The 6,451-nt window shown below is 38.6% G+C and carries 5 protein-coding genes; all 5 read left to right on the forward strand.

Annotation, left to right across the window (positions count from 1 at the left end; genetic code table 11):
• Nucleotides 1–474 precede the first annotated feature (474 nt).
• The 5 genes from dusB to purD all read left to right on the forward strand — a co-directional run bounded on the left by dusB (nt 475) and on the right by purD (nt 6,056).
• On the forward strand, nt 475–1,476 hold the full coding sequence (gene dusB / locus KO495_RS05540) for a tRNA dihydrouridine synthase DusB (protein WP_215979403.1): 1,002 nt from the start codon (nt 475–477) through the stop codon (nt 1,474–1,476).
• Nucleotides 1,477–1,548: 72 nt separating this feature from the next.
• A complete protein-coding gene (fis, locus tag KO495_RS05545) occupies nt 1,549–1,836 on the forward strand; it encodes a DNA-binding transcriptional regulator Fis (protein WP_011041412.1) in 288 nt (95 codons plus the stop codon).
• A 123-nt stretch (nt 1,837–1,959) separates the two neighbouring features.
• Nucleotides 1,960–3,561 (forward strand): bifunctional phosphoribosylaminoimidazolecarboxamide formyltransferase/IMP cyclohydrolase, encoded by a 1,602-nt coding sequence (gene purH / locus KO495_RS05550; protein WP_215979404.1) that lies wholly within the window; start codon nt 1,960–1,962, stop codon nt 3,559–3,561.
• A 311-nt stretch (nt 3,562–3,872) separates the two neighbouring features.
• Nucleotides 3,873–4,721 (forward strand): methyltransferase, encoded by an 849-nt coding sequence (locus KO495_RS05555; protein WP_215979405.1) that lies wholly within the window; start codon nt 3,873–3,875, stop codon nt 4,719–4,721.
• A gap of 39 nt (nt 4,722–4,760) precedes the next feature.
• A complete protein-coding gene (gene purD / locus KO495_RS05560) occupies nt 4,761–6,056 on the forward strand; it encodes a phosphoribosylamine--glycine ligase (protein WP_215979406.1) in 1,296 nt (431 codons plus the stop codon).
• The last annotated feature ends 395 nt before the right edge of the window (nt 6,057–6,451 follow it).

Below are 6,451 nucleotides of genomic sequence, written 5' to 3' on the forward strand. Positions count from 1 at the left end.
TTAGGTAACGCTACATGGACGTAGCTTATTAGACAATACAGGAGCTTATGGTCCTGAATAACTACATGACAAAGGCTCTGCCTAGTATAAATACCTAATAAAAAGCTGAAAAACAATCTCGAAAGATCAACATCCCCTAAACCTATTAATGAAAGTTAGTAGGTTTTTTATTGTCTGGATATATTTACTCGCTCATTTAATAAGCACTGCTATTATCTACAACGGATAACATATTTTTAACGGTAACCTCGCTGTATATGTTATTCTGACTAAGTTTTCAATACTTTTACCAGAGTATTTATCAAGTATTTTGTTATGCTTTCGTGTAATTTATAGCCACTTTAGCGCTTTAATAAAAGTCAATATCAAAAAGTCGAAAAAAAGCAAAAATTGTTCAAATTCTATGCTTTTCAATTCAAATAAAAACGCGTAAACTTAGCGCCCTTTTGACTGGTAGCTCAAAAAAACAGCAGTATGAAAATTGGCTCTTATCAACTTAATTCGCAAGTAATACTCGCCCCAATGGCTGGAATTACTGATCAACCTTTTAGACAATTATGTTGTCGACTCGGTGCGGGTTTAGCCGTGTCTGAAATGCTTTCGTCTAATCCGAAAGTGTGGGACACCGATAAATCAAAGCTAAGAATGGTACATGGCGATAGCGCGGGTATTCGTTCTGTTCAAATTGCTGGTAGTTGCCCTGATGAATTAGCGTTTGCAGCTAAGGTTAATGCCGATAATGGCGCCCAAATTATTGATATCAATATGGGGTGCCCTGCAAAAAAGGTCAATAAAAAGTTAGCTGGCTCAGCGTTATTGCGTGAACCTGCTCAGGTTGAACGCATTATTCAATCTGTAGTCGCAGCGGTAGATATACCGGTAACACTAAAAATTCGCACAGGGTGGTGTGAAGATACTCGTAATGGTATTGAAATAGCAAAAATTGCACAAGATAACGGTATTGTATCGCTTGCAGTACATGGGCGTACTCGAAATGATTTTTATAAAGGTCATGCCGAATATAATACCATTAAGGCAATTAAAGCATCGGTTTCAATTCCTGTAGTGGCCAATGGTGATATTACGTCACCAGAAAAAGCACTGCAGGTACTCAATCATACTGGCGCAGACGCGATTATGATTGGGCGTGGGGCACAAGGTCGCCCGTGGATATTTAGAGAAATTAATCACTTTTTAGCCACAGGAACGAAATTAGATGCACCATCGTTGAGCGAAGTTCGCTCAATTGTGTTGAACCATGTTATGGAGCTCCATCAGTTTTATGGTGACTTCACTGGTGTGAGGTTTGCTAGAAAACACGTGTCTTGGTACGTACAAAACTTAATTGTAACGAATGAAGGGTTTAGCGAGAGCTTTACACTGGATCAAGGCAAATCGTTTAGATCTATTTTTAATGGTTTAGAGTCTACAAGTGAACAACTTGAGGCGCTAAATGTATTTTTTGATGGTTTTTAAGCTCAGGCTTTTTGCGTGAGTGAATTCCGTCAAAGTATTTAATTTTATTAACAAAAGAAAGAGTTATATCATATGTTCGAACAAAATGTTTCTTCTCCATTCATCACTGGCGATATTCAAACACAAACTAAAACATCACCATTACGTAGCCAAGCTAAAATCGCAATTAGCAACTACTTATCACAATTAAATGGTAACGATGTTGATGATATGTATGACCTTGTTTTAAGCGAAATTGAAGCACCAATGTTAGAAGAAGTGATGATGTATACTCGTGGCAACCAAACACGAGCAGCTAACTTACTTGGTATCAACCGCGGTACATTACGTAAAAAACTTAAAAAATACGGCATGAATTAATACCGATATTTTTATTGAAAGCACCTTAGGGTGCTTTTTATGTTTAAACTGCGGTCATAATTTTCGAAGCAGTTTAATCAATATAATGAACAGTCAAAATTTATTAAAAGGTACATAAACTTTATGGATACTCCACGTCCAATTAAACGCGCACTGTTAAGTGTTTCTGATAAAACAGGTATTGTTGAATTTGCTCAACGTCTAAGTGACAAAGGTGTAGATATTTTATCTACAGGCGGAACCGCTAAACTTTTAGCTGAAAACGGCATCAAAGTAACTGAAGCTTCAGACTACACTGGTCACCCTGAAATTATGGACGGCCGTGTTAAAACATTACACCCTAAAATTCACGGTGGTATTTTAGCGCGTCGTGGTACTGATGAAGCGGTAATGGCTGAAAATAACATTAGCCCAATTGACATGGTTGTTGTTAACTTGTATCCATTTGCCAATGCCGTTAGCGATGAAAACTGTTCATTAGAAAATGCTATCGAAAATATCGATATTGGTGGACCGACAATGGTTCGTGCTGCTGCTAAAAACCACAAAGACGTAACTATTATTGTTAACGCTAGTGACTACGGCCGTGTGTTAGCTGAAATGGATAACAATAACGATTCATTAACGTATAAAACACGTTTTGATTTAGCAATTGCTGCCTACGAGCATACAGCAAGTTACGACGGTATGATTGCAAACTACTTCGGTAAAATGTTACCGGCGTACGGCGAAACAGAATCTGAAGCTTCTTTTGACAATAAAGCTAAATTCCCACGTACCTTCAATAGCCAGTTTATCAAAACTCAAGACTTACGTTACGGTGAAAACTCTCACCAAGATGCTGCTTTTTACAAAGAAGCGAACCCAGAAGAAGCATCAGTTTCTACGGCTGTTCAACTTCAAGGTAAAGCATTATCTTACAACAATATTGCTGATACAGATGCTGCATTAGAATGTGTTAAAGAGTTCGACGAGCCAGCTTGTGTTATTGTAAAACATGCTAACCCATGTGGTGTTGCGATTGGCGATGATATTTTAGCAGCATATGAAGGTGCTTATAAAACAGACCCAACATCAGCTTTTGGTGGCATTATTGCGTTTAACCGTGAATTAGATGCTGCAACAGCTCAAGCAATTGTTTCTCGTCAGTTCGTTGAAGTAATTATTGCACCAAGTGTCTCTGAAGAAGCTGCTAAAGTAGTTGCAACTAAAGCAAACTTACGTTTATTAGCGTGTGGTCAATGGGACACTAAAACAACAGGGTTTGATTTCAAACGTGTTAACGGTGGCTTATTAGTACAAGATACTGATCAAGGCCGTGTATCAAGTGACGATCTTAAAGTGGTTACTAAACGTCAACCAACTGAAGATGAAATGCGCGATTTACAATTTTGTTGGAAAGTGGCTAAATTTGTAAAATCTAACGCAATTGTTTATGTAAAAAACAGCTCTACTATTGGTGTTGGCGCAGGTCAAATGAGCCGTGTTTATTCTGCTAAAGTTGCTGGTATTAAAGCGGCAGATGAAAACCTAGAGGTTGCAGGTTCAGTAATGGCATCTGATGCATTCTTCCCATTCCGCGATGGTTTAGATGCAGCAGCAGAAGCAGGTATTACCGCAGTAATTCAGCCAGGTGGTTCTATGCGTGATGACGAAGTTATTGCCGCGGCCGATGAACATAACATTGCGATGGTATTCACTGGTATGCGTCACTTCCGTCATTAATATTCACTCTTGTCGTTGTTAGTAATAATTAATATGGTGAGTGTACGAATGATTAGCGTCAGCTCTGAGTATGCCCTTTAAATTTAAGCTAACAACTTAAAGAGTTTTATTAAACGTTAATGATGAATTCAAAAACCTTTATCAAAGGTTGATGATAAAAATAAAGCAGTGTTGATTTATTTACTTACAATGAAAGTTCGTATGGAAATAAAATCAACGCTGCTTGTTTGTTTAATATCTGTTATAAATATGCTTTGAATTATTCGTATTCACTATAGTGAAAGCTCATCATCAACCAATGGAATATAGTTATGACAATAAAAGCAACAACTCTAAAATCTATTTCAATCGCATTAGCACTCACTTGTAGTGCAATGACAGCTTCAACAGTTATGGCACATGAACAGAGTGTGCAAGTAAGTGATAAAGCAACCATTGTTGCACTTGAAAAAGCGGTAATGGGTGAGCATCGTTCTGCGGCTAATAAAGCGCGTGACATATATCGTCACCCAGTTGAAACACTAAGTTTTTTTGGTTTTAACGCTAATATGACCGTTGTAGAAATTACTCCAGGTGGTGGTTGGTATACTGAAATTCTTGCTCCAGCACTTAAAGGTACAGGTAAGTTTTACGCTTCACATTACCCAGATACCGGCGAAGACAATTACTACAGTAACTCACGTAAAAAATTAGTTAAAAAGTTAGCTTCTGATGACGTTTATAGTGAAGTGGTTTTAACTGATTTTACCCCTCGTACGGTAAGTGAATTAGCTCCTAAAGGTAGTGCTGATTTAGTCTTAACATTTAGAAATTTACATAACTGGAAAGATGCTGGCGTAGAGCAAGTATTTAAAGATGCTTATACTGCATTAAAACCTGGCGGTGTATTGGGTGTTGTTGAACATAGGTTACCAGCAGGCGTAGAGCCAGAAAAAGCAGTTGGTTATGTTTCTGAAGCGCATACTATTAAACAAGCTAAGGCCGCAGGCTTTCGCTTTGCTGGTGCAAGTGAAGTCAATGCTAATCCAAAGGATTTAGCGGTTTACCCGAAAGGCGTTTGGACTTTACCACCAGTTTTAGCGTTAAAAGATCAAGATAAAGAAAAATATTTAGCGATTGGTGAAAGTGATCGCATGACATTAAAATTTGTTAAGCCATAAATTAATTTGAGTTTAACAAGCGAAAAATAGGAAATATAAATGAAAGTTTTAGTTATCGGTAGTGGTGGTCGTGAGCATGCCTTAGCATGGAAGGCGGCGCAATCAAGCCAAGTTACTACCGTATTTGTAGCACCAGGTAATGCCGGCACAGCAACAGAGTCAAAATTAGAAAATGTTGCTTTAGATATTAGCGATAACGCCGCTCTTGTTGCGTTTGCAAAAGCTGAAAATATAGCTATTACTATTGTTGGCCCAGAGCAACCTTTAGTTGATGGTGTTGTAGATGCTTTTCAAGCACAAGGTTTAGCTATCTTTGGTCCAAGTGCTAAAGCAGCACAACTTGAAGGTTCAAAATCGTTCACTAAAGACTTCCTTGCTCGCAACAAAATCCCAACAGGTAGCTACGCAAACTTCACTGAAGTAGAACCCGCACTTGCTTATGTACGTGAACAAGGCGCACCTATTGTAGTAAAGGCTGATGGTTTAGCAGCAGGTAAAGGTGTTATTGTGGCGCTTACATTAACCGAAGCCGAAGATGCAATAAAAGATATGTTGGCAGGTAATGCTTTTGGTGATGCAGGCCATCGCGTCGTTATTGAAGAGTTTCTTGAGGGTGAAGAAGCTAGCTTTATCGTAATGGTTGATGGTAAAAATGTATTACCAATGGCAACCAGTCAAGATCATAAGCGCGCCCTTAATGGTGATTTAGGTCCTAACACTGGTGGTATGGGAGCTTATTCTCCCGCGCCGGTAGTTACTGCTGATATTCATAACCGTATTATGAGTGAAGTAATCATGCCAACAGTTGAAGGCATGGCAAAAGAGGGAGCTCCATATAGCGGATTTTTATATGCTGGATTAATGATTGCCACTGATGGTACGCCAAATGTGATTGAATATAACTGTCGCTTTGGTGATCCTGAAACACAACCTATTATGATGCGTCTTCAATCAGACCTAGTTGAGCTATGTTTAGCTGCCACACGTGGTGAATTAGATAAAGCCATTATTGAGTTTGATCAACGTGCAGCTGTAGGTGTTGTACTTGCTGCACAAGGATACCCAGCGAGCTACCCTAAAGGTGATGTTATTTCTGGTTTAGAGAAAAATACTAATACATCAGCGAAAATATTTCATGCTGGCACTAAGTTAAATGCAGAAGGTAAAATTGTCACTAATGGTGGTCGTGTGTTGTGTGCAACGGCATTAGGTAATACTGTTACACAAGCACAGCAAGCTGCCTATGAATTACTACATCAAGTTACATGGCAGGGCGTAGAGTTCAGAACTGATATAGCATATCGTGCGATTGCACGTGAACAAGCCAATAGTTAGTTTATAATCGATAGGGCGCAGAAGAGATATAATCGAAAGGTTCAGTTTTGATACAGCTTAACGATCCTTTATAAATAGCGAAAAAACCGACCTTAGTGTCGGTTTTTTATTATCTAAAGTAAAACTAACGCCTTATCGAAGTGGTAACTCGGATATCAGTGCACTAATAAAAGTGATCGTAGTTAATGCTCGCTGTATTGAAAGGGCTTACTATTTCAACAACGATCGTTAAAGATCTTAGCTTTTGGGCCAATAATACAGCGTTGTGTATGATAATTGACCGAACGGTTAATTAAGTGAAAATAACCCTTGATCAAATAAAAGATCTCTCTATAATGCGCTCCAGTTCCAAGGGCTTCAGCCAAAAAGAAGCCTTAAAGAACTGTTTTGATAGC

The organism is Colwellia sp. D2M02 (assembly GCF_018860755.1).
GTDB classification, from domain to species: domain Bacteria; phylum Pseudomonadota; class Gammaproteobacteria; order Enterobacterales; family Alteromonadaceae; genus Colwellia; species Colwellia asteriadis.

Excerpts from the sequence above, each read along its gene's own strand:
- dusB (WP_215979403.1), top strand. The coding sequence starts at position 475 with ATGAAAATTGGCTCTTATCAACTTAATTCGCAAGTAATACTCGCCCCA.
- fis (WP_011041412.1), top strand. The coding sequence starts at position 1,549 with ATGTTCGAACAAAATGTTTCTTCTCCATTCATCACTGGCGATATTCAA.
- purH (WP_215979404.1), top strand. The coding sequence starts at position 1,960 with ATGGATACTCCACGTCCAATTAAACGCGCACTGTTAAGTGTTTCTGAT.
- KO495_RS05555 (WP_215979405.1), top strand. The coding sequence starts at position 3,873 with ATGACAATAAAAGCAACAACTCTAAAATCTATTTCAATCGCATTAGCA.
- purD (WP_215979406.1), top strand. The coding sequence starts at position 4,761 with ATGAAAGTTTTAGTTATCGGTAGTGGTGGTCGTGAGCATGCCTTAGCA.